Here is a 20666-nt window from a genome sequence, read left to right as displayed (position 1 = left end):
GGCTAACCACGGTGTCGAAGCTTGCCTTGTCGGACAGGCCTAGAGCTCGGACCATCACGAGCTGATTGCGGATCGGCCCACCGTATTCGTTGAGGCCCTGGCAAAGAAGCATGCGCTCATCTTCGGTCAGGTCGATATCGATCCTCTCCGCAGCAGTCATGGATTCAGCCTAATAAGGTTTGAGGGATCTTCACGGGTAGACAGTCGGTCGCAATTCGGGATCAATGGTGGTCCTCTTCCCACGGTTCTTCGGCGGTATCGCCAAGCACATGCGGCCCGTGCCAATGCGGGGGTGGTGCCAGCGTGGGCCCCAAGGGCTCGCCGGGTCCGCCGGCGATCATTGGCCCTTCCTTAACCGACGGTGCTTGTGGCTTGGGTGCCGGGTGTACCTCAACGGGAGAATGCGGAGCGGATGGGGCAGGCTCGGCTGGCGCAGTCCGCGGCTGCTGACTGGGTGCCGAAATGGGACCATCGGAAAGTTGCCCGGGCGGGATAGACGGCTCCCGCGTGGCAATCTTGCCAGGTGTGTTGCCGTCGCCCAGCACATACTGGGCACCTTTGTCCGGCTTAAATACGGTTCCGCAGTCGGCGCCCTTCGGGTCCCGGATTACCACCACATTGTTTTTTGGGTCGTACAGCACGGGCGCACCGTCGGCAGTTCGACCCACTATTAAGCCCTTGGGATCGTGGGTGAACATGTTGTGTATGAGGTCGGCGAGCTGATCCTTGGTCATCCCAGGGAACTCACCGAGGTGCCCGTCCGGTCCACCGGCGTGTCCGTAGGCGATTTTTTGTGCGGCACGCATTAGGGGGTCGTCGCTCCATCCGCCCGGCGGAGGTTCGGGCTCTGGATTCGGAGCGTCTTTGAATGTGTGCTGATCGACGGCTTGAATTCTGGGCTTGTCGTCGCTGGGCGTGGGTGGCGGCTCATGGAACGTGACGGCGTTGAGCGGCGCGGTGGCGGCGCTTATGTTGGCGGCGATCTCTTTGTCATGGGCGGCTAGTTGGGCCGCGCGTTCTTGGATGTCGGCCGCGTAGACCTGCGCTTGGGCCTCACCGGATAGGCCGCTCTTCGGCGGTGGTACTACTGAGAGGTCTTCGCCCACTCGATATCCGGCGGCGTTGGCCTCCTCGACCGCGTTCAGCACACTCCGCTTGGCGGAATAGAGCGTCTCTGCGCCTCGGCGCGCTATCGCAGCGGATTCGTGGAGGACATCAGCCAACCCCCGCACTCTTACGAGATCAGAAAAGGCTCTCTCCTGGGCCGCCTCTGCGGCGGCACCTTCCCAGACCATCCCGCCTGGTGATACAGACACCCGGTGAATCGAAGTGAATGAGGCCTCCCAACGTTGGGCGGTATCCGTCCAGTCCCTAGCCGCGTTTTCTAGGTGAGCGACGTCCCAGGCCTGGACCTGTGACAAGCTCGGCGCCCCGGCACCAACCACCGCGGCCATTGGTCAGACGCGGCCGATCGAGGTACCTATCGCCGCGAGGCTCTGGGCACCGGAATCGTCGGCGGCGGTAAACCCAGCACCCGCCACAGCGGCTTTGACTGCACTTGCCTGGGCTCGTCCCGCCAAAACGGTGATGGCCGCGGCAAGGGCCGAATACGCGGTCCCGACGGCACCGGATGTCGCCTGGGTTGTTAACCCAATGCTTGGCACCGGAGTCGCTGCTAGCAACCTCTCCGACACCGCGCCACAATGCGCTGCCAATACCTGCAGCCCCTCATTGCTGACTCGGATTGTATCCGCCACCCTGCCTAGTCTAAAGCCGACTTTGGGAAACGCGAGTCAGTTGACCGCGGTCGTGCGCTGGCATCGGCTAACCCGCTGTCGACATGATCGTCGTAGTCAAACGCCAAGGCCGAGTTGGTGATGGGATGCTTGAGCTAGTCGAGATCATCGCGAGCAGATAAAGTCCGAAATTGCCGGTACCGCAATGTCCTTCGGTCAATACAAACAGTTGGGACCTCACGTCTCGGCGTCGTTGTCATCCGCTGACAGGCCCGGATTGCGCATGCACGCCGCGCTTAGCCGAGGCAGTCGGCCGCGGTGGTGAGTTCGGCGGACATGTTCTGCTCCATCATCTTCAGCGCCGCCGCGCCCAGGTCGGCGTCGATGTGGGCGACGGCGTCGGTGGGAATCACCACCTGAAAGTGCCGCACGTAGGCATCGAGCGCGCTGTAGAGGATGCATTGCTCGGTGACCTGGCCGGTCAGGATCAACCGGTCGGTCTCGAGGCGGCCGAGCAGATAGGCCAGCGCCGTGGCGTAGAACGCGCTGTGCCGGACCTTGGTCATGACGCGGCAATCCCCGGACGGCACGATCGGTTTCACCAGATCGGGCTGCGCGCCGTCGAGCGCGGCGCGAACGATGTCGGAGAACTGGGCGGTGAAATCGCCGTAGTTGTCGTTCACGTACACCAGGTCGACGTCGTCGGATTCGCGTGCGCGCCGGACCAAATCGGCCAGCGGGTCGATGATCTTGCCCACATTGGGTACTAGATCTTCAGCATCGGGATGCTGATAGGTGTTCATCATGTCGATGACGACGACGGCGGTGTCGCTCATCTGTTGGGGATACCCGGCGCGTGCTTATTGACACCGGCCAGGCGACAATGGAAGGGCGATGGACTTTTACAACTGCTATAGCCAGGGGTTTGTCCGGGTCGCCGCGTGCACACACCACACCACGATCGGCGATCCGGCGGCCAACGCCGAGTCGGTCTTGCGGTTGGCGCGCGAGTGCCATGACGACGGCGTGGCCCTGGCCGTCTTCCCGGAGCTGACGCTGTCCGGTTACTCCATCGAAGACATCGTGCTGCAGGACCTCTTGCTCGACGACGTCGAAGCCGCCGTGTCCGACCTCGTTGCCGCCTCGGCCGATCTATTGCCGGTGCTGGTGGTCGGCGCCCCGCTGCGTTACGGGCAGCGCATCTACAACACCGCCGTCGTCATCCACCGGGGCGCGGTGCTTGGGGTGGCGCCCAAGTCGTACCTGCCGACCTACCGGGAGTTCTACGAGCGTCGCCAGATCTCGCCTGGAGACGACGAGCGCGGCGTCATCCGGTTCGGCGACATTGAGGCTCCGTTCGGTCCCGATCTGCTGTTCGCCGCTTCCGACCTGCCCGACCTCGTGTTGCACGTCGAAATCTGCGAGGACATGTTCGTGCCGATCCCGCCCAGTGCGGAGGCGGCGCTGGCCGGTGCGACGGTGCTGGCGAACCTGTCCGGTAGTCCGATCACGATCGGGCGCGCCGAGGACCGCTGCCTGCTGGCCCGCTCGGCGTCGTCGCGTTGCCTGGCCGCCTACGTCTACGCCGCCGCGGGGGAGGGCGAATCCACCACCGACCTGGCCTGGGACGGCCAGACCATGATCTGGGAGAACGGCGTGCAGCTCGCCTCGTCCGAGCGGTTCCCCAAGGGGGAGCGACGGTCGGTGGCCGACGTCGACACCGGACTGCTTCGCGCCGAGCGGATGCGGATGGGGACGTTCGACGACAACCGCCGTCACCATCGCGCGTCGGCGGAATCGTTCCGCCGCATCGGGTTCAAGCTGGACCCGCCGGCCGGCGACATCGGGCTGCGGCGCGAGGTCGAGCGCTTTCCGTTCGTGCCGGCCGATCCGGAACGGCTGCAACAGGATTGCTACGAGGCGTACAACATCCAGGTCGCGGGGCTGGAACAGCGGCTGCGTGCCCTGAACTACCCGAAGGTCGTGATCGGGATTTCCGGTGGGCTGGATTCCACTCATGCGCTGATCGTCGCCGCGCGGGCGATGGACCGCGAAGAGCGGCCACGCAGCGACATTCTGGCGTTCACGCTGCCCGGCTTCGCCACTGGAGATCGCACCAAGCGCAATGCGATCGAGCTGTGCCGCGCGCTTGGTGTCACCTTCTCCGAGATCGACATCCGCGACACCGCGGCGCTGATGCTCAAGGAGATGGATCACCCGTTCTCGCGCGGCGAGAAGGTCTACGACGTCACCTTCGAGAACGTGCAGGCCGGACTGCGCACCGACTACCTGTTCCGGCTGGCCAACCAGCGCGGCGGCATCGTGCTGGGCACAGGCGATCTCTCCGAGCTCGGCCTGGGCTGGTCGACATACGGTGTCGGCGACCAGATGTCGCATTACAACGTCAACGGCGGCGTGCCCAAGACCCTGATCCAGCACCTGATCCGCTGGGTCATCTCGTCGGGGCAATTCGAATCTGACGTGTGCGAGGTGCTGCAGTCGGTGCTCGACACTGAGATCACCCCGGAACTCGTGCCCAGCGGTGAAGAGGAGGAGCTGCAGAGCAGCGAGGCGAAGGTCGGTCCGTTTGCCCTGCAAGACTTTTCACTGTTCCACGTGTTGCGCTTCGGATTCCGTCCGTCGAAGATCGCGTTTCTGGCTTGGCATGCGTGGAGCGACCCCGAGCGTGGGACCTGGCCGGCGGGATTCCCCGAGGACAAGAGGCCGTCCTATTCGCTCAAGGAGATCAGGCACTGGCTGGGCGTCTTCGTGCAGCGGTTCTACTCTTTCAGTCAGTTCAAGCGCTCGGCATTGCCTAACGGCCCCAAGGTGTCTCACGGCGGAGCGCTGTCGCCGCGCGGGGATTGGCGTGCTCCGTCGGACATGTCCGCGCGCATCTGGCTCGACGAGATCGAGCGCGAAGTCCCCGAGGACTAGCGCAGCGCGGCCTCGATCGCCGCGGCATCCGGTGCGCAGTCGCCGGCGCCGGGTACCTGTGTCGACAGCGCCGCCGCGGCACAGGCGCGCTGCAGCGCGCGCAGCCGCTCGGCTCGCACGCCCGAGTTGCGTGGCCAGCACGCGGCCAGTACTCCCGCGAAGACGTCGCCGGCACCGGTGGTGTCCACCGCTTTGACGGCCGGGGCGGGTACCCAGAACTCGTCGTCGGCGCTGACGCAGTTCGCTCCGCGCGCACCCAAGGTGGTCACCAAGTGGGTTGGGCGCCAAGGCCATTCGTCGGCTTCGGCTTCGTTGGCGATCACCACGTCCGCGACGGAGGCCAGCTCGGCCAGCGAGCTCTGGTCCTGGCCGGCCGGTGAGGCATTGACCATGACGACGGCTCCTGCCGATCGCCCCGCACGAGCGGCGGCCACCGCCGTCGGAACCGGAATTTCCAACTGGGTCAACAACACCTCGCAACCGGTGATCACCGAGACTGCGGTGGCGGCCAACGTCAGCCGTCCGTTAGCACCCGGTGCCACCACGATGGTGTTCTCGGCGCCGGCGTCGACGACGATGATCGCAGTCCCGCTCGGTCCGGGTATCGCGATGGTGCCGTCGAGCCCAACCCCATTGACCGAGAGGTGCGCCCGCAACTGTTCGGCGGCCGGATCGTCACCGAGGGCGCCGACGAATTGCACGCTTGCGCCGGCACGAGCGGCGGCCACCGCTTGGTTGCCGCCCTTGCCGCCGGGCGCGTAGGTCAACGACGACGCCAACACGGTCTCGCCGGGCCGGGGCAGGGCATTGACGTCGAACGTCAGGTCCATGTTCACGCTGCCGACGACACAAACGCGTGCCATTCCACCGACGTTAGTCGCGTCCGTCCCGCGTTTCGACGTTGAACGCTTAGTGCAAACGCCAATTTCTTGAGTTTCGCGCGCTAGTCTGCTGCGTTAGCGATGCCGAATCCAGAAAGGCGGAAGGCATTGACGTCTAGCGAGCTGAAAGACACCGAGCCGGCCCTCGACACGGCGACGGAAACCGCGCCGGAATCCGCCCCGGCCCAAAAGACCCCCTGGGGCGCGCGGCGGCCGTTTGTGTGGCGCCGTTTCCGGTTCGGCATCCAGTCCAAGATCTTGGTGGCGATGCTGCTCGCGGGCATCCTCGGCGTCGCGGTGATCGGTCTCATCGGGGCCTTGACCGGCCGCGGCGCGTTGCGGCAGGTGGAGGCCGAGCGGCTGATCGAATTGCGCGAGTCGCAGCGGCGCCAGATGGAGGCGCTGTTTCGGGAAGTGACGAATTCGCTGGTCGTCTACAGCGGCGGATTCAGCATCAACGAGGAAACGGCGGCGCTTACCGCGGGCTTTAACCAATTGGCCAACGCCACGATCACTCCCGCGCAGCAGCAGGAACTCGTCAATTACTACGACACTCAAATGATTCAGCCGATCAAACGCACGACCGGCGGCACGATCGACGTCAACGCGGTGCTGCCGAGTTCGCCCTCGCAGAAATACCTTCAGGCGCACTACACCGCACCGCCCCGGCCGACCGCCGATTCGCTGCCAGTGCCCGATGCCGGCGACGGCAGCGCATGGACGGCGGCCAATGCCCGCTTCGACTTCTACCTCCGAGACATCGTCACCCGCTTCGAATATAAGGACGCGCTGCTGATCGACCTCCAGGGCAACGTCGTGTACAGCGTCATGAAAGGCCCCGACCTCGGGACCAACATCCTGACCGGCCCGTATCGCGAATCAAACCTGCGCGAAGCATACGAAAAAGCGTTGCGCTCCAACGACCTAGAGTTCGTCTGGATCACTGACTTCCAGCCCTATCAGCCGCAGCTCGACGCGCCGACCGCGTGGGTGGTGTCGCCCGTGGGCATGAACGGCAAGATCGACGGCGTGATGGCGCTGCCGCTGCCGATCTCGAAGATCAACCAGATCATGACCGCCAACAAACAGTGGCAAGCCGCCGGCATGGGCCCGTCGACCGAGACGTATCTGGCCGGCCCCGACAACTTGATGCGTTCCGATTCGCGGCTTTTCCTGGAGGACCCGCGAGAGTATCGGCGCGAGGCCATTGCCGCCGGCACCCCGCCCGACGTCGTGGACCGGGCGATCCGGTTGGGCGGCACGACGCTGGTGCAGCCGGTCGGAAGCGCCGGTCTGCGCGCCGCCGAACGCGGGGAAACTGGAGTCGTCACCGGCACCGATTACACCGGCAACCGGGAATTGGAAGCCTACGCTCCGCTGGACATTCCCAACTCCGATCTGCACTGGTCGATCCTGGCGACGCGCGACGACTCCGACGCCTTCGCGCGGCTGGGCCACTTCAGTAAGACCCTCGTCATTGCGGTCACCACGCTGGTTTTCGTCATCTGCGTGGCGTCGATGTTCATCGCCCAGGCGGCGGTGCGACCGGTCCGGCGCCTCGAGGAGGGCACGCGAAAGATCAGCTCCGGCGACTACGACATCAACATTCCGGCACGGGGACACGACGAAATCGGTGAGCTCACTGCGGCTTTCAATGAAATGAGTCGCAATCTTGCGATCAAGGAAGAGCTGCTCAACGAGCAACGCAACGAAAACAATCGCCTGCTGCTGACGCTGATGCCCGAGTCGGTTGTCCAGCGCTATCGCGATGGTGAGGCGACCATCGCGCAGAAGCATCAGGACGTCGCCATCATCTTTGCCGACATTGTCGGGGTTGATGAGCTGTCCAACGATCTTGCGGGCCATGAATTGGTCGGCATCGTCGAAGATCTGTTCCGCCAGTTTGATTCGGCGGCCGAAACCCTTGGCGTGGAACGGATCCGCACGTTCCACAACAGCTACCTGGCCACTTGCGGTGTGATCACCCCGCGCCTGGACAGCATTCACCGAAGCGTGGACTTCGCCGTCGAAATGCGTCGCATCATCGATCGGTTCAACAGCCAGACCGGTCACGAGCTTGGCCTTCGGGTCGGCATCAACACTGGCAACGTGATCAGCGGACTGGTCGGCGGCTCGAGCCTGGTCTACGACATGTGGGGGGCCGCGGTAAGCCTGGCCTACCAAATGCACAGGGGCGCACCCCAACCCGGCATCTACGTCAGCTCCCAGGTGTACGAAGCGATGCGAGACGTGCGCCAGTTCACGCCCGCCGGCACGATTTCGGTCGGTGGAACCGACCAACCGATGTACCGCCTCTCGGAGCGATGATGAACACGTTTCACTCCTCGTGGTTCTACTGGTCGATCGGTATCGCGGTCGGATTTCCGCTCGGGCTGATCATTCTGACCGAGCTGCAGCAAACGCTCGCTCGCCGGCACAGCCACCTGGCCAGGCAAGTAAGCCTGCTGCGTAACTACCTGCTGCCGCTGGGCGCGCTGCTGCTGTTGCTCGTCAAGGCTTCGCAGATCCCGGCCGGAGAAGTCCCCGTGCGGATGCTCACCACGCTGTTCGGCTTCCTGGTGCTGGTGCTGCTGCTGTCCGGGCTCAACGCCACCGTTTTCGCGGCCGCGCCCGAAGAGAGCTGGCGCAAACGCCTGCCCGCGATCTTCCTCGATGTCGCACGCTTCGCCCTGATCGGTGTGGGCCTGGTGCTGATCCTGTCGTATATCTGGGGTGTCCGGATCGGCGGGTTGTTCACGGCGCTGGGGGTGACGTCGGTCGTCATCGGCCTGATGTTGCAAAACTCCGTCGGCCAGATCGTCTCGGGCTTGTTCATGCTGTTCGAGCAGCCCTTCCGGATCAACGACTGGCTGGACACCGGGACGGTGCGCGGCCGGGTCATCGAAGTGAACTGGCGCGCCGTGCACATCGACACCGGCAGCGGGATGCGGATCACGCCCAATTCGGTGCTGGCCACAACGGCGTTCACGAACCTCAGCCGCCCGCCCGGCTCCCACAAATTGGCGATCACGACCACATTTTCGGTCGCGGACCCGCCCGACCGCGTGTGCGCGATGCTGTCGCGGGTCGCACTCGGGCTACCGCAGCTGATGAGCGACAGCGTGCCGCGTTCGGTGCCGATCGGCGGCGGCGAATACCGAACGACCATCCGGTTGGGCTCACCGGCCGACGACGGCGCCGCGCGAACGACGTTTCTGCGCTGGATCTGGTACGCCGCACGGCGGGAAGAGCTGCATCTCGACAACTGCGACGACGACTACTCGACCATCGAGCGTGTGGAGAAAGCGGTGCGCACCGTGGTGGCACCGGCGTTGCGGCTCAACACCGACGAGCAGCGCTCGCTGTATTCCTCCGCCAGGCTCGTCCGGTACGGCGCCGACGAAACCGTCGAGTACGTCGGCCAGGTGCCCGACGGGATGACGTTCTTGGTCGCGGGGCGCGTTCAGCTCATCGCGACCGCCGACGACGGGTCGGTGGTGCCGATCAGCACGCTCGTTGAGGGCTCGTTCCTCGGGTTGACGGCGCTGACCCGGCAACCGAACACCGCGAGCGCGTACGCGCTCGAGGAAGTGACCGCGTTGGAGATCGATCGCGAACACCTCGCGCACCTCGTCATGCGTGAACCGTTGCTACTACAGAACTTTGGCCACATCCTCGAAGAACGCCAAAGCAAAGTGCGCCAAGCCCGGCGCGGTGAGCGTGTCGCGTGAGCGGCGCCACCGGGCGCTGACCTGGGGCAGCCAAACTCACCCAGGTAACGACCGATACCCTGGTTAAATGAGTCTGCAAGCACCGTCGCTTCCCGACTTGCGCCGAGAAGTCCACGATGCCGCCCGCCGCGCCCGGGTCGCTTCGCGCGTCCTGGCGTTGTTGCCGACGGTGGCCAAGGACCAGGCGCTCGAGTCCGCCGCCGCGGCGATAACCTCCCACGTCGATCTGATCCTGGCCGCAAACGCGGAGGATATCGAGGCCGCCCGGGCCGCGGGCACACCGGCCGCCATGCTCGACCGGCTGGCCTTGGACTCCAAGCGTGTCGACGGGATCGCCGCTGGCCTGCGCCAGGTCGCGGGGCTGCCGGACCCGGTGGGCGAGGTGCTGCGCGGCTACACACTGCCCAACGGGCTGCAGCTGCGCCAGCAGCGGGTTCCGCTGGGCGTGGTCGGCATGATCTACGAGGGCCGGCCCAACGTCACCGTCGACGCATTCGGTCTGGCGCTCAAATCCGGCAACGCCGTGTTGCTGCGCGGAAGCTCCTCGGCGGCGAGGTCGAACCAGGTCCTTGTCGAGGTGCTGCGGGCTTCGCTGGTGAGCGAGGACCTGCCCGCCGACTCCGTTCAGCTGCTTTCGGCTACGGACCGGTCCACCGTGACGCACCTGATTCAGGCCCGCGGCCTGGTCGACGTGGTGATTCCGCGCGGGGGAGCCGGCCTGATCGACGCCGTGGTCCGCGACGCGCAGGTGCCCACGATCGAGACCGGTGTCGGCAACTGCCATGTCTACGTGCACGAAGGCGCCGACCTGGAGCTGGCGGAACGGATCTTGCTGAACTCCAAGACCCGGCGGCCCAGTGTCTGCAATGCCGCCGAGACGCTGCTGGTGGACGCCGCGATCGCCGCGGAGGCCGTGCCGAGGCTGGTGGCCGCGCTGCAAGACGCCGGGGTGACGGTGCATCTCGACCCCGACGAGGAGAACCTGCGGCGCGAATACCTCTCGATGGACATCGCGGTGGCGGTGGTCGACGGCGTCGACGCCGCGATCGCTCACATCAACGAATACGGCACCGGCCACACCGAGGCCATCGTGACCACCAATATGGCTGCCGCACAACGGTTTACCGACGGCGTCGATTCCGCGGCGGTGATGGTCAACGCGTCGACGGCGTTCACCGACGGCGAGCAGTTCGGTTTTGGCGCCGAGATCGGCATCTCCACTCAGAAGCTGCATGCCCGCGGGCCGATGGGATTGCCGGAATTGACCTCGACCAAATGGATCGCGTGGGGAGACGGCCACGTCCGTCCGGCCTGACGGCCAGTGCTTTAGGAGAACTGAGATTGTGAGTGTGCCCGCCCGGCCCGTGCCGCTGTTCGCGGACATCAACGACGTTTCGCGACGGCTGGCCGAAACCGGTTATCTGCCGGACACCGCCACGGCCACGGCCGTGTTCCTGGCCGACCGGCTCGGCAAGCCGCTTCTGGTGGAAGGCCCGGCCGGAGTGGGCAAGACCGAGCTGGCCCGCGCCGTCGCCCAGGCCACCGGGTCAGGGTTGGTCCGGCTGCAGTGCTACGAGGGCGTCGACGAGGCGCGGGCGCTCTACGAGTGGAACCACGCCAAGCAGATCCTGCGGATCCAGGCCGGCTCCGGAGACTGGGACGCGACCAAGAGCGACGTGTTCAGCGAGGAGTTCCTGCTGTCCCGGCCGCTGCTGACCGCCATCCGGCGCACCGAGCCGACCGTGCTGCTGATCGACGAGACCGACAAGGCCGACATCGAGATCGAGGGCCTGCTGTTGGAGGTGCTGTCCGACTTCGCGGTGACCGTGCCGGAACTGGGCACACTGACGGCCGAGCGGGCGCCGTTCGTGTTGCTCACCTCCAACGCCACGCGCGAACTGTCGGAAGCGCTCAAGCGCCGCTGCCTGTTCCTGCACATCGACTTTCCCAGCCCCGACCTGGAACGGCGCATCTTGCTGTCCCGAGTCCCCGAGCTGCCGGCGCACCTCGCCGAGGAATTGGTGCGCATCATCGGTGTGCTGCGCGGAATGCAGCTCAAGAAGGTGCCGTCCATCGCCGAAACCATCGACTGGGGCCGCACGCTGCTCGCGCTGGGCCTGGACACCATCGACGACGCGGTAGTCGCCCAGACGCTCGGCGTGGTCCTCAAGCACCAATCCGACCAACAACGCGCCAGTGGCGAGTTGCGGCTGAACTAGGAAGCACCGATGGCCGTCCGCCGCATCCGCCCCACCAGGCCGCTCGCCCCGCACGGGCTTCCCGGCCATCTGGTGGGCTTCGTGGAAGCGCTTCGCGGACAGGGAATTTCGGTGGGCCCCTCGGAGACGGTGGACGCGGGCCGGGTGATGGCCACCCTCGGGCTGGGCGACCGCGAGGTGCTGCGCGAAGGTATCGCCTGCGCGGTGTTGCGCCGGCCCGATCACCGCGAAACCTATGACGCCATGTTCGACCTCTGGTTTCCCCCGGCGTTGGGGGCGCGCGCGGTGGTCACCGAGGACGAGGCCGGCGACGCACCGGCCGACGACTCCCTGCCGCCCGACGACGTCGAGGCGATGCGCCAGATGCTGCTGGACCTGCTCACGGAGAATCCCGAGCTGGGCGATATGGACGAACGCCTGGTCGCGATGATCGCGCGGATCGTGGAGGCCTATGGCAAATACAGTTCCAGCCGCGGCCCGTCGTTCTCGTCGTACCAGGCGCTCAAGGCGATGGCGCTGGACGAGCTGGAAGGCAAGCTACTGGCCGGACTTCTCGCCCCCTACGGTGACGAGCCGACGCCCACCCAGGAGCAGATCGCCAAAGCGCTTGCCGCGCAGCGGATCACGCAGCTGCGCAAGCTGGTCGACGCCGAGACCAAGCGGCGCACCGCCGAGCAACTCGGCCGCGACCACGTCCAGATGTACGGCATCCCACAGCTTTCCGAGAACGTCGAGTTCCTGCGCGCCTCCGGCGATCAGCTGCGCCAGATGCAGCGGGTGGTGGCTCCACTGGCCCGCACCCTCGCGACCCGGCTCGCCGCGCGTCGGCGCCGCGCCCGCGCCGGGTCGATCGATCTGCGTAAAACGCTGCGCAAGTCGATGTCTACCGGCGGCGTGCCGATCGACGTGGTGTTAGCCAAACCGCGACCGGCGCGCCCGGAATTGGTCGTGCTCTGCGACGTGTCGGGTTCGGTCGCCGGGTTCAGCCACTTCACCCTGTTGCTGGTACACGCGTTGCGCCAACAGTTTTCGCGCGTCCGGGTCTTTGCCTTCATCGACACCACCGACGAGGTGACCCACATGTTCGGGCCGGAAGCCGACCTCGCCGTGGCGATCCAGCGGATCACCCGGGAGGCGGGCGTCTACAGCCGCGACGGCCATTCCGACTACGGCAACGCTTTCGTTTCGTTCCTGCAGGCGCACCCGAATGTGCTGTCGCCACGCAGTTCCCTGCTGGTGCTCGGCGACGGCCGCACCAACTACCGCGACCCGGCCATCGACGTGCTGACCGACATGGTGACCGCCAGCCGGCACGCGCACTGGCTCAACCCCGAGCCCAAACACCTGTGGGGTAGCGGCGACTCGGCGGTGCCGCGCTACCAAGAGGTGATCACGATGCACGAGTGCCGGTCCGCCAAGCAGCTGGCCGCGGTGATCGACCAGCTGCTACCCGTCTGAATTCCGGCGAGCGTGGCCGCGAGCTGCGGAATCGGCCCTGATCGCGCGCTCAAGTAAGCTGGCAAACCGTGCAAAAGCAGCTGCGCAGGCTCGGCGTGATGGGCGGGACGTTCGATCCCATCCATTACGGTCACCTGGTCGCTGCCAGCGAGGTCGCCGACCTGTTCGATCTCGACGAAGTGGTGTTCGTGCCCAGTGGCCAGCCGTGGCAGAAGGACCGGCACGTGTCGGCCGCCGAGGACCGCTACCTGATGACGGTGATCGCCACGGCATCCAATCCCCGCTTCTCCGTGAGCCGGGTCGACATCGACCGCGCCGGGCCCACCTACACCCGCGACACGCTGCGCGATCTGCACGCCCTGAACCCGGATTCCGAGCTGTACTTCATCACCGGCGCCGACGCGCTGGCCTCCATTCTGTCGTGGCAGGGCTGGGACGAGCTCTTCGAGCTGGCGCGCTTCGTCGGGGTCAGCCGGCCCGGGTACGAGCTGCGCCGTGACCACATCACCGGTGTCGTGGGCGAACTGGCCGAGGACGCGCTGACCCTGGTCGAGATTCCGGCGCTGGCGATTTCGTCGACGGACTGTCGTCAGCGTGCCGAACAGCGCCGCCCGCTGTGGTACCTGATGCCCGACGGTGTCGTGCAATATGTCTCGAAGCGCGGGCTTTATAGCAAGCCGGGCGCCGAGGGGTCGGCATGACCGCGACCCCGGAAGCCATCGACATGGCGACGGTGGCGGCCGGCGCGGCCGCGGCCAAGCTCGCCGAGGATGTCGTCGTCATCGACGTCTCCGGCCAGTTGGTGATCACGGATTGCTTCGTCATCGCTTCGGCGTCCAACGAGCGGCAGGTCAACGCGATCGTCGACGAGGTCGAGGAGAAGATGCGCAAGGCGGGCTACCGTCCCGCGCGGCGCGAAGGTGCCCGGGAAGGCCGCTGGACGCTGCTGGATTACCGCGACATCGTCGTGCACATCCAGCATCAGGATGACCGCAACTTCTATGCGCTGGACCGCCTCTGGAGCGACTGCCCCGTGGTGCCGGTGGATTTGGGCGAGAACGACGACTCGGCGAGTGCGCGATGAGGGTGCGTCGCCTGGTGATGTTGCGGCATGGGCAAACCGACTTCAACGCAGGTAGCCGCATGCAGGGGCAACTGGACTCCGCGCTGACCGACCTGGGCCGCGCGCAGGCGGTCGCCGCCGCCGAGGTGCTGGGCAAGCTGCAGCCACTGCTGATCGTCTCGTCGGACCTGCATCGCGCTTACGACACGGCGATCAAGCTGGGGGAGCGGACCGGGCTGCAGGTTCGGGTGGATCGGCGGTTACGAGAGACCCACCTGGGCGACTGGCAGGGCCTGACTCACGCCCAGATCGACGCCGAGGCGCCGGGCGCCCGGCTGGCTTGGCGCGAGGACGCGACGTGGGCACCGCACGGCGGGGAAAGCAGGGCCGACGTCGCCGCGCGCAGTGTGCCATTGATCGCCGAATTAGTATCCGGCGAACCGGATTGGGGCGGGGCGGGCGAGCCTGGCCGGCCGGTGGTGCTGGTGGCCCACGGCGGGCTGATCGCCGCGTTGTCGGCCGCGCTGCTGAAGCTTCCCGTCTCGAGCTGGCCGGTATTGGGCGGCATGGGCAACGCGAGTTGGGTGCAGCTGTCCGGCCATTCCGACGACTCCGACGTTCGCGACCTCGAGAGCATCCGCTGGCGCCTCGACGTGTGGAACGCCTCGGCTCAGGTGCCCAACGATGTCCTCTAAAACACGTCCGGTGCTGCTCGTCTTCGCGGACTCGCTGGCCTACTACGGCCCGACCGGCGGGTTGCCCTCCGACGATTCGCGTATCTGGCCCAATATCGTTGCCTCGCAACTGGATTGGGATGTGGAGCTGATTGGCCGCATCGGCTGGACATGCCGCGACATCTGGTGGGCGGCGACCCAGGATCCACGCGCCTGGGCGGCGCTGCCCCGGGCCGGGGCGGTGATATTCGCCACCGGCGGGATGGATTCACTGCCCTCGGTGCTGCCGACCGCGCTGCGCGAGCTGATCCGCTACGTGCGGCCGCCGTGGCTGCGGCGCTGGGTCCGCGACGGCTATGGTTGGCTGCAGCCCCGGCTTTCACCGATGGCCAGGTCCGCGCTGCCGCCGCACTTGAGCGCCGAATACCTCGAACAGACCCGCGGCGCAATCGATTTCAACCGCCCCGGGATCCCGATCGTGGCCTCGCTGCCGTCGGTGCACATCGCGCAGACATACGGCAAGGCCCACCACGGTCGCGCGGGCACCGCCGCGGCGATCACCGAATGGGCGCAAAGCCACGATGTTCCCTTGGTCGATCTCAAAGCCGCTGTGGCCGAGCACATTATGAGTGGACGCGGCAACCCCGACGGGATTCACTGGAATTTCGAGGCCCACCAGGCGGTCGCGGAGCTCATGCTCAAGGCGCTGGCCGAAGCCGGTGTATCTACCGAGAAACCGCGCGGGTAGCACGCATGTCCGTGGTGGTGGTAACCGATGCGTCGTCGCGGCTGCCGGCCGAGTTGCTCGAAAAGTGGTCGATACGAGTCGTTCCGCTGCACGTCTTGCTCGACGGCGACGACCTGCGCGACGGCCTCGACGACATCCCAGACGATATCTACAAGCTGCACGCCACCACCGCGGCCGCCACGCCGGCCGAGTTGGCCAACGTCTACCAGGAGGCGCTTGCCGCCAGCGACGGGGACGGCGTAGTGGCGGTGCATATCTCGTCGGCGCTGTCGGGTACCTACGGCAACGCCGAACGAACCGCGGCCGACCTCGATCCGGCGATACGGGTCATCGACTCGAGGTCAGCCGCGATGGGCACCGGCTTTGCGGTGCTCGCCGCCGCACGGGCCGCGGCGGCCGGCGGCGACCTGGAGACCGTCGCGGCCGCCGCGAGTTCGGCCGTGGGCCGCAGTCACGCGTTCATCGTCGTGCACCGCCTGGACAACCTGCGGCGCAGCGGCCGGATCGGTGGCGCCACGGCGTGGCTTGGCACCGCGCTGTCGCTCAAGCCGCTGCTGCGCGTCGACGACGGCAAACTCGTTCTGGCCCAACGGGTGCGCACGGTCAGCAGCGCGACCGCGACGATGATCGATCGGGTCTGCGGGATCGTCGGCGATGGTCGTGCCGCGTTGGCGGTGCACCATGTCGCCAACCCCGACGGAGCGAGCGAGGTGGCGGCGACACTGGCGCGTCGGTTGCCGGAGTGCGAACCGGCGATCGTCACGCCGTTGGGGCCGGTGCTCGCGCTGCACGTCGGTGCGGGAGCCGTCGCGGTGTGCCTCGAATTGCCGGAGGGCTAGGCACGGGCCGAAATCGCAGAGCCGCCAAACGGCACTTCCACGCCTTTTTGAAATGACAACGCAGCGCTTTGAACCAGCAACGCGGCAACGAGCACGCCCAGCCAGAACCAGGCTTCGGCAGCACTGATATGCGCGGCCGGATCTTTATAACGCAACGCCATGATGGAACGCACGATTACGGCCGCAACGACAGCGACGGTAATGTAGGGGACGGCAATTCGGATCCGCCGCGCAATGCCGCCGGGAGGTGATTCCGTACGCCGCCTACCAATTCCGATGTACCACAACGCGGCACACGCGATGATGATCGCCAGCGGTATCGGAATCGACAGCCTGTTGGCCCAGTCCCACATCGGCTGAAGCGGCCGGTGCGTCTGCGGATCGCCCAGCGAGAGCGCGAGGTGCATGATCGTATCTTCAACCAGGAACACGGTAATCGGGGGCACGAGGACTGCGAGGACAAATACGCAGTGTTTGGCGAGGACGCCCGCGGTGCCCGAAATAAACTGCACAATCGCGTAGAGCAGCATGTAAATGGACGCCCCGAACGATACGGCGGCCAGCACTTCCACGGACCCGGCTCGGCCGTTGGTGAGGGCGCAACCGCTCTCGCCGGCGAGCAACCCATATCGCAGGGTCGTCAGAAATAGGCCCAGGAACGCGCATACCAGTGCGATTCCCACTTGGGTGTCATGTTCGACCTCGCGCGGGTCTGGCGAATGACCCTCGCCGCGCCGGCGATAGGCGCGGTCGAGCACGAGATTTATGACGACAAAGGCGAAACCGGCGAGGATGCCGGTGAATTGCGCGTACGTCCTGGCCACGATCGATATGTCGAAGCCAGTCCAGAGGACGCAGGAGTCAGCAAGGTCCACCGTTCCCATTGTCGGGATAATAGCCGCACCGAACGGCCCAGTGCGTCAGGTTCGTCGCGCGTTGTCGCCTCGCGGATGGACAACCTGCGGCCACCAGAACCAACGCCCCAGCAGGGTAGCGATCGACGGCATCAACAGCGTGCGCACGATCAGCGTGTCGAGCAACAGACCAATGCAGACGGTGGATCCGAACTGGCCCAACACCCGCAGGTCGCTGCCCAGCATGGACGCCATGGTGAAGGCGAACACCAGACCCGCCGCGGTCACCACCCCGCCGGTCCCGGCCATCGACCGGATGATTCCGGTCTTGAGCCCGCCATGGATCTCCTCCCTGAACCGGGACACCAGTAGCAGGTTGTAGTCGGACCCGACGGCCAACAGGATGATGACCGATAGCGCCGCGACGATCCAGTGGATCTTGATGCCGAACAGATCCTGCCAAATCAGCACGGACAGGCCGAATGACGCCGCGATGGAGCTGGCCGCGGTGCCCACGATCACCAGCGCCGCGACCACGCTCCTGGTGAGCAGCAGCATGATCATGAAGATCAGCGTGAGGGCCGACACCACCGCGATCATCAGGTCGAATTTCGCGCCGTCGTGCATGTCCTTGAAGGTCGCGGCCGTGCCGCCGAGGTAAACCTTGGCGTCCGACAGCGAGGACTGTTTCAGACCCTCCTGCGCGGCGGTCCGCTCCGCGGCGACGCGCGAGATCCCTTCCGGGGTCATCGGATCGCCCTGATGGGTGATGAAGAAGCGCGCCGACTTACCGTCCGGCGACAAGAACATTCGCAGGCCCGTCTGGAAGTCCGGATTCTGGAAGGCCTCCGGCGGCAGGTAGAAGAAATCGTCGTTCTTGGAGGCGTCGAAACTCTGCCCCATCACGATCGCGGTATCGCTCATGGCCTCCATCTGATCGATCATCGCCTTGAACGTCTGGTACAACGTCAGCGTGATTCCCCGGGTCGTCTTCAGCGTCGCAATCAGCATGGGGAACAGCGCCATCAGATCGTGCGTGGCCGTGGCGGTGTGCTGGATGTCGGCCGTGAGGTCGTGAAACTTCTCGGCGAGCTGGTCGAAGCCGTCCAACGAGTCGAACAGAGACCGGGTCGACCAGCAGATGGGAATGTCGTAGCAGTGCTTTTCCCAGTAGAAGTAACTGCGCATCGGCCGCCAGAAGTCGTCGAAATCCGCGATGTGGTTGCGCAACGTATCGGTGATTTCCGACGTTTCTGCCGTGGTTTTTGCGCTGTCGTCGGCGGCCTTCGAAAGATCTTGCGACACTTCGTATTGGCGCTGCGTGACGTTGATTTGGTCCTGCAGCAAGTCTGCCATCTTGAGAATGTCAGCCATGCGGTCCTTGAGGAACGCCATGTTTTGCATCGTCGTCTGACTCTGCATGCTGTTCTGGAACGGTATCGAGCTGTGCTGGATCGGAATGCCCAGCGGCCTGGTGATGTCCTGGACCATGGCGATGCCCACCGTGCGCATGACGTTCTTGGCCACCCTGTCCAACACCAGCATGTCGGCCGGATTTCGCATGTCATGGTCGGCTTCGACCATCAACATGTCGGGGTTCATCCGCGCCTGCGAGAAATGCCGATCCGCCGCCGCTTGCCCAAGATTGGAGGGTGCCGAGGTCGGCAGGTAGTACCGGTCGTTGTAACTCGTGACATAGCTGGGCAGGGCGACCATGCCGACCAGCACGACCGCGGCGCTGATCGCCAGAACCGGTGCGGGCCAACGCACTACCGCGGTGCCCACCCGCCGCCACAGCCGACCCCTCTTAACCGCCCGCTTGGACTCGAAGAAATGGAAGCGACTGCCCACGAACACGACCGCCGGCCCCAGCGTGAGGCCGGCCAACACCACGACCAGCATGCCGATCGCGACGGGTGCGCCCATCGTGTTGAACCAGGGCAGGCGCGCAAAACTCAGGCAATAGGTCGCCCCGGCGATCGTCAGGCCTGACCCTAGGACGACCGGCGCCACCCCGCGAAATGTGGTGTAGTACGCGGTTTCTCGATCCTCACCGGCGCGCAGCGCCTCTTGGTAGCGGCCGACGAGGAAGATCCCATAGTCCGTCCCCGCCGCGATCGCCAACATGGTCAGGATGTTGGCGGCGAACGTGGTCAGCCCGAATGCGTTGTGATAGGCCAGGACCGCGACGACTCCCCGCGAACACGCCAACGCGACGAACGTCATGAACAGCTGGACCAGCGTCGTGACGATGGACCGATAGACCAGCAGCAGCATGATCGCGATCGCGCCCAGGGTGAACAGGGTGATCTTGGCCAGGCTCGCGTTACCGATGAGGTGCATGTCATCGGACAGCGCGGCGGGACCGGTGACGTAGGCCTTCACCCCCGGCGGCGCCTGATTGCGATCGATCACCTTCCGCACGGCGTCCACTGATTCGTTCGCCTGCGTCGTGCCTTGGTTGCCGGCGAGGTTCAACATGACGTAGGCGCCCTTGGCGTCGGCGCTCTGCGCCCCCGCCGCGGTTAGCCGGTCTCCCCAGAAGTCCTGGATGTGCTGGATGTGTTGGGGATCCTGGCGCAGTTGGCGGATCAGGTTGTCGTAGTAGCGATGCGCGTCGTCGCCGAGGGGTTTCTGACCTTCCAGCACGATCATCACGGTGCTGTTGGAATCGAATTCGTGGAAGTTGTGGCCCAGCAGCATCATCGCCTTCATGGACGGGGCGTCCAGTGGCGTCATTGGCGCCGAGTGCGCTTCGCCGACGACTTCCAAACGGGGGACGATGACGTTCACCAGAACCGTCACGAAGACCCAGCCCAAGATGATGGGCACCGCGAAGATGCGGATTGTGTGGGGGAGGGCCGGGCGGTGGCCGCGTGCGGGCTTGCCGGGGCTCTGGGCGTGGATCGGGCCCGTGTCCGCGTCCGCGGCGGTCATCGGGCTCTTGTTGTTCACGTCGCTCATGCGGACTTCACCAGGCAGAAGGTCTGGGCGTTGTGGCCGTCGGAGTTTTGCTGTTCGCGGACCACGCCGTCCACGGTGATCTTGCAGCTGATGCTGCTGCCGTCGCTTTGCGCCATGATGTTGGCGCTGACCGCGGGCAGTGTCGTCGAAATCGTGGTGGACCACGGCAGCGGCGCGGCGTTGACCTGGTGCGTGTTGGCGTTCTCGTCCCAGTAGTTGATGTTGGCCGTGGCGCCCGGTGGGCCGGACACCTCGTAGACGACGACCTTGGGGTTGAACTGCACGATCTCGATCCCGGCCCTGGCGTTCGCGTTGAGGTCCTGCGAGCCGAAGATCTTGTGCAGGCGCATCACGACCAGGCCCGAGACAGCGAGAACGGCGACGAGGAGCAGCGGAATCCAGGCTCGTTTCAATATGCGGGTTAGCGCTCCGGTCGTTGAACCTGGACTAGTCATCACCAGACCGCCTTCCGCTCACCGCTGGCGGGCCTGCCGTCCCGCCCGAAAGCTCACCACCGTCATCGGCGACGTCCATTGTCGCCAGGAACCTTTGCTCGGCTAAG

17 protein-coding genes are annotated in these 20666 nt (G+C 65.6%); 11 read left to right on the top strand and 6 right to left on the bottom strand.

All coding sequences use genetic code 11. The features are described from left to right. Positions 1-221 precede the first annotated feature (221 nt). Together A5747_RS22080 and A5747_RS22075 are read right to left on the bottom strand one after the other, a co-directional pair. Positions 222-1223, bottom strand: a complete 1002-nt coding sequence (locus A5747_RS22080) for a hypothetical protein (protein WP_142245682.1) — start codon at positions 1221-1223, stop codon at positions 222-224. A gap of 809 nt (positions 1224-2032) precedes the next feature. Further along, positions 2033-2572 carry a cysteine hydrolase family protein gene (locus tag A5747_RS22075; protein ID WP_076128323.1) on the bottom strand — a complete coding sequence of 180 codons (540 nt, stop codon included), beginning with the start codon at positions 2570-2572 and terminating at the stop codon, positions 2033-2035. A gap of 58 nt (positions 2573-2630) precedes the next feature. Here A5747_RS22075 and A5747_RS22070 point away from each other — a divergent pair, with 58 nt between their 5' ends. Further along, positions 2631-4673, top strand: coding sequence for an NAD(+) synthase (locus A5747_RS22070; RefSeq protein WP_076128321.1), 2043 nt, complete (start codon positions 2631-2633; stop codon positions 4671-4673). Here A5747_RS22070 and A5747_RS22065 read toward each other — a convergent pair. Then, complete coding sequence (locus tag A5747_RS22065; RefSeq protein WP_076128320.1) at positions 4670-5536, bottom strand: ribokinase; 867 nt, start codon at positions 5534-5536, stop codon at positions 4670-4672. The two genes, A5747_RS22070 and A5747_RS22065, sit on opposite strands and share 4 nt — an antisense overlap. Before the next feature lie 126 nt (positions 5537-5662). On the opposite strand from A5747_RS22065, the gene A5747_RS22060 reads away from it, so the two are divergent. From A5747_RS22060 to A5747_RS22015, 10 genes are all read left to right on the top strand, one after another. Beyond that, positions 5663-7882, top strand: coding sequence for an adenylate/guanylate cyclase domain-containing protein (locus tag A5747_RS22060; RefSeq protein WP_076128331.1), 2220 nt, complete (start codon positions 5663-5665; stop codon positions 7880-7882). Further along, entirely contained in the window at positions 7882-9285 is a 1404-nt protein-coding gene (locus A5747_RS22055; RefSeq protein ID WP_076128318.1) for a mechanosensitive ion channel domain-containing protein, read from the top strand. Before A5747_RS22060 ends, A5747_RS22055 begins: the two co-directional genes overlap by 1 nt. Before the next feature lie 67 nt (positions 9286-9352). After that, positions 9353-10600, top strand: coding sequence for a glutamate-5-semialdehyde dehydrogenase (locus A5747_RS22050; protein WP_076128316.1), 1248 nt, complete (start codon positions 9353-9355; stop codon positions 10598-10600). Positions 10601-10628: 28 nt separating this feature from the next. Beyond that, entirely contained in the window at positions 10629-11504 is an 876-nt protein-coding gene (locus A5747_RS22045) for a MoxR family ATPase (protein ID WP_076064394.1), read from the top strand. Between the two features lie 9 nt (positions 11505-11513). Then, positions 11514-12962, top strand: a complete 1449-nt coding sequence (locus tag A5747_RS22040) for a VWA domain-containing protein (protein WP_076128314.1) — start codon at positions 11514-11516, stop codon at positions 12960-12962. Positions 12963-13042: 80 nt separating this feature from the next. Then, entirely contained in the window at positions 13043-13663 is a 621-nt protein-coding gene (nadD, locus tag A5747_RS22035; protein ID WP_369805166.1) for a nicotinate-nucleotide adenylyltransferase, read from the top strand. Then, entirely contained in the window at positions 13660-14046 is a 387-nt protein-coding gene (rsfS, locus tag A5747_RS22030) for a ribosome silencing factor (protein WP_076128311.1), read from the top strand. The genes nadD and rsfS overlap by 4 nt, the downstream gene beginning before the upstream one ends. Next, positions 14043-14720 carry a glucosyl-3-phosphoglycerate phosphatase gene (gpgP, locus tag A5747_RS22025; protein WP_076128309.1) on the top strand — a complete coding sequence of 226 codons (678 nt, stop codon included), beginning with the start codon at positions 14043-14045 and terminating at the stop codon, positions 14718-14720. The genes rsfS and gpgP overlap by 4 nt, the downstream gene beginning before the upstream one ends. After that, on the top strand, positions 14710-15447 hold the full coding sequence (gene octT, locus A5747_RS22020) for a diglucosylglycerate octanoyltransferase (RefSeq protein WP_076128307.1): 738 nt from the start codon (positions 14710-14712) through the stop codon (positions 15445-15447). The genes gpgP and octT overlap by 11 nt, the downstream gene beginning before the upstream one ends. Before the next feature lie 5 nt (positions 15448-15452). Further along, a complete protein-coding gene (locus A5747_RS22015; RefSeq protein WP_076128305.1) occupies positions 15453-16286 on the top strand; it encodes a DegV family protein in 834 nt (277 codons plus the stop codon). Here the strand turns inward: A5747_RS22015 and A5747_RS22010 are convergent. Genes A5747_RS22010 through A5747_RS22000 form a run of 3 tightly spaced genes read right to left on the bottom strand, consistent with a single transcriptional unit; the run spans position 16283 to position 20559 of the window. Then, the gene (locus A5747_RS22010) at positions 16283-17170 is read right to left on the bottom strand and encodes a hypothetical protein (RefSeq protein WP_076128303.1); all 888 of its coding nucleotides are present in this window, start codon (positions 17168-17170) and stop codon (positions 16283-16285) included. The two genes, A5747_RS22015 and A5747_RS22010, sit on opposite strands and share 4 nt — an antisense overlap. 36 nt (positions 17171-17206) lie before the next feature. Continuing rightward, positions 17207-20104 carry an RND family transporter gene (locus A5747_RS22005; RefSeq protein WP_076128301.1) on the bottom strand — a complete coding sequence of 966 codons (2898 nt, stop codon included), beginning with the start codon at positions 20102-20104 and terminating at the stop codon, positions 17207-17209. Then, entirely contained in the window at positions 20101-20559 is a 459-nt protein-coding gene (locus tag A5747_RS22000) for an MmpS family transport accessory protein (RefSeq protein WP_083700591.1), read from the bottom strand. Before A5747_RS22000 ends, A5747_RS22005 begins: the two co-directional genes overlap by 4 nt. Positions 20560-20666: the final 107 nt, after the last annotated feature.

The sequence above is a fragment of the Mycobacterium sp. IS-836 genome (genome assembly GCF_001954275.1).
Classification (GTDB): Bacteria; Actinomycetota; Actinomycetes; order Mycobacteriales; family Mycobacteriaceae; genus Mycobacterium.
This window is presented reverse-complemented; position numbering and strand designations above follow the sequence as displayed.

Excerpts from the sequence above, each read along its gene's own strand:
- A5747_RS22075 (WP_076128323.1), bottom strand. The coding sequence starts at position 2,572 with ATGAGCGACACCGCCGTCGTCGTCATCGACATGATGAACACCTATCAG.
- A5747_RS22070 (WP_076128321.1), top strand. The coding sequence starts at position 2,631 with ATGGACTTTTACAACTGCTATAGCCAGGGGTTTGTCCGGGTCGCCGCG.
- A5747_RS22065 (WP_076128320.1), bottom strand. The coding sequence starts at position 5,536 with ATGGCACGCGTTTGTGTCGTCGGCAGCGTGAACATGGACCTGACGTTC.
- A5747_RS22055 (WP_076128318.1), top strand. The coding sequence starts at position 7,882 with ATGAACACGTTTCACTCCTCGTGGTTCTACTGGTCGATCGGTATCGCG.
- A5747_RS22050 (WP_076128316.1), top strand. The coding sequence starts at position 9,353 with ATGAGTCTGCAAGCACCGTCGCTTCCCGACTTGCGCCGAGAAGTCCAC.
- A5747_RS22040 (WP_076128314.1), top strand. The coding sequence starts at position 11,514 with ATGGCCGTCCGCCGCATCCGCCCCACCAGGCCGCTCGCCCCGCACGGG.
- rsfS (WP_076128311.1), top strand. The coding sequence starts at position 13,660 with ATGACCGCGACCCCGGAAGCCATCGACATGGCGACGGTGGCGGCCGGC.
- gpgP (WP_076128309.1), top strand. The coding sequence starts at position 14,043 with ATGAGGGTGCGTCGCCTGGTGATGTTGCGGCATGGGCAAACCGACTTC.
- octT (WP_076128307.1), top strand. The coding sequence starts at position 14,710 with ATGTCCTCTAAAACACGTCCGGTGCTGCTCGTCTTCGCGGACTCGCTG.
- A5747_RS22015 (WP_076128305.1), top strand. The coding sequence starts at position 15,453 with ATGTCCGTGGTGGTGGTAACCGATGCGTCGTCGCGGCTGCCGGCCGAG.
- A5747_RS22010 (WP_076128303.1), bottom strand. The coding sequence starts at position 17,170 with ATGGGAACGGTGGACCTTGCTGACTCCTGCGTCCTCTGGACTGGCTTC.
- A5747_RS22005 (WP_076128301.1), bottom strand. The coding sequence starts at position 20,104 with ATGAGCGACGTGAACAACAAGAGCCCGATGACCGCCGCGGACGCGGAC.
- A5747_RS22000 (WP_083700591.1), bottom strand. The coding sequence starts at position 20,559 with ATGACTAGTCCAGGTTCAACGACCGGAGCGCTAACCCGCATATTGAAA.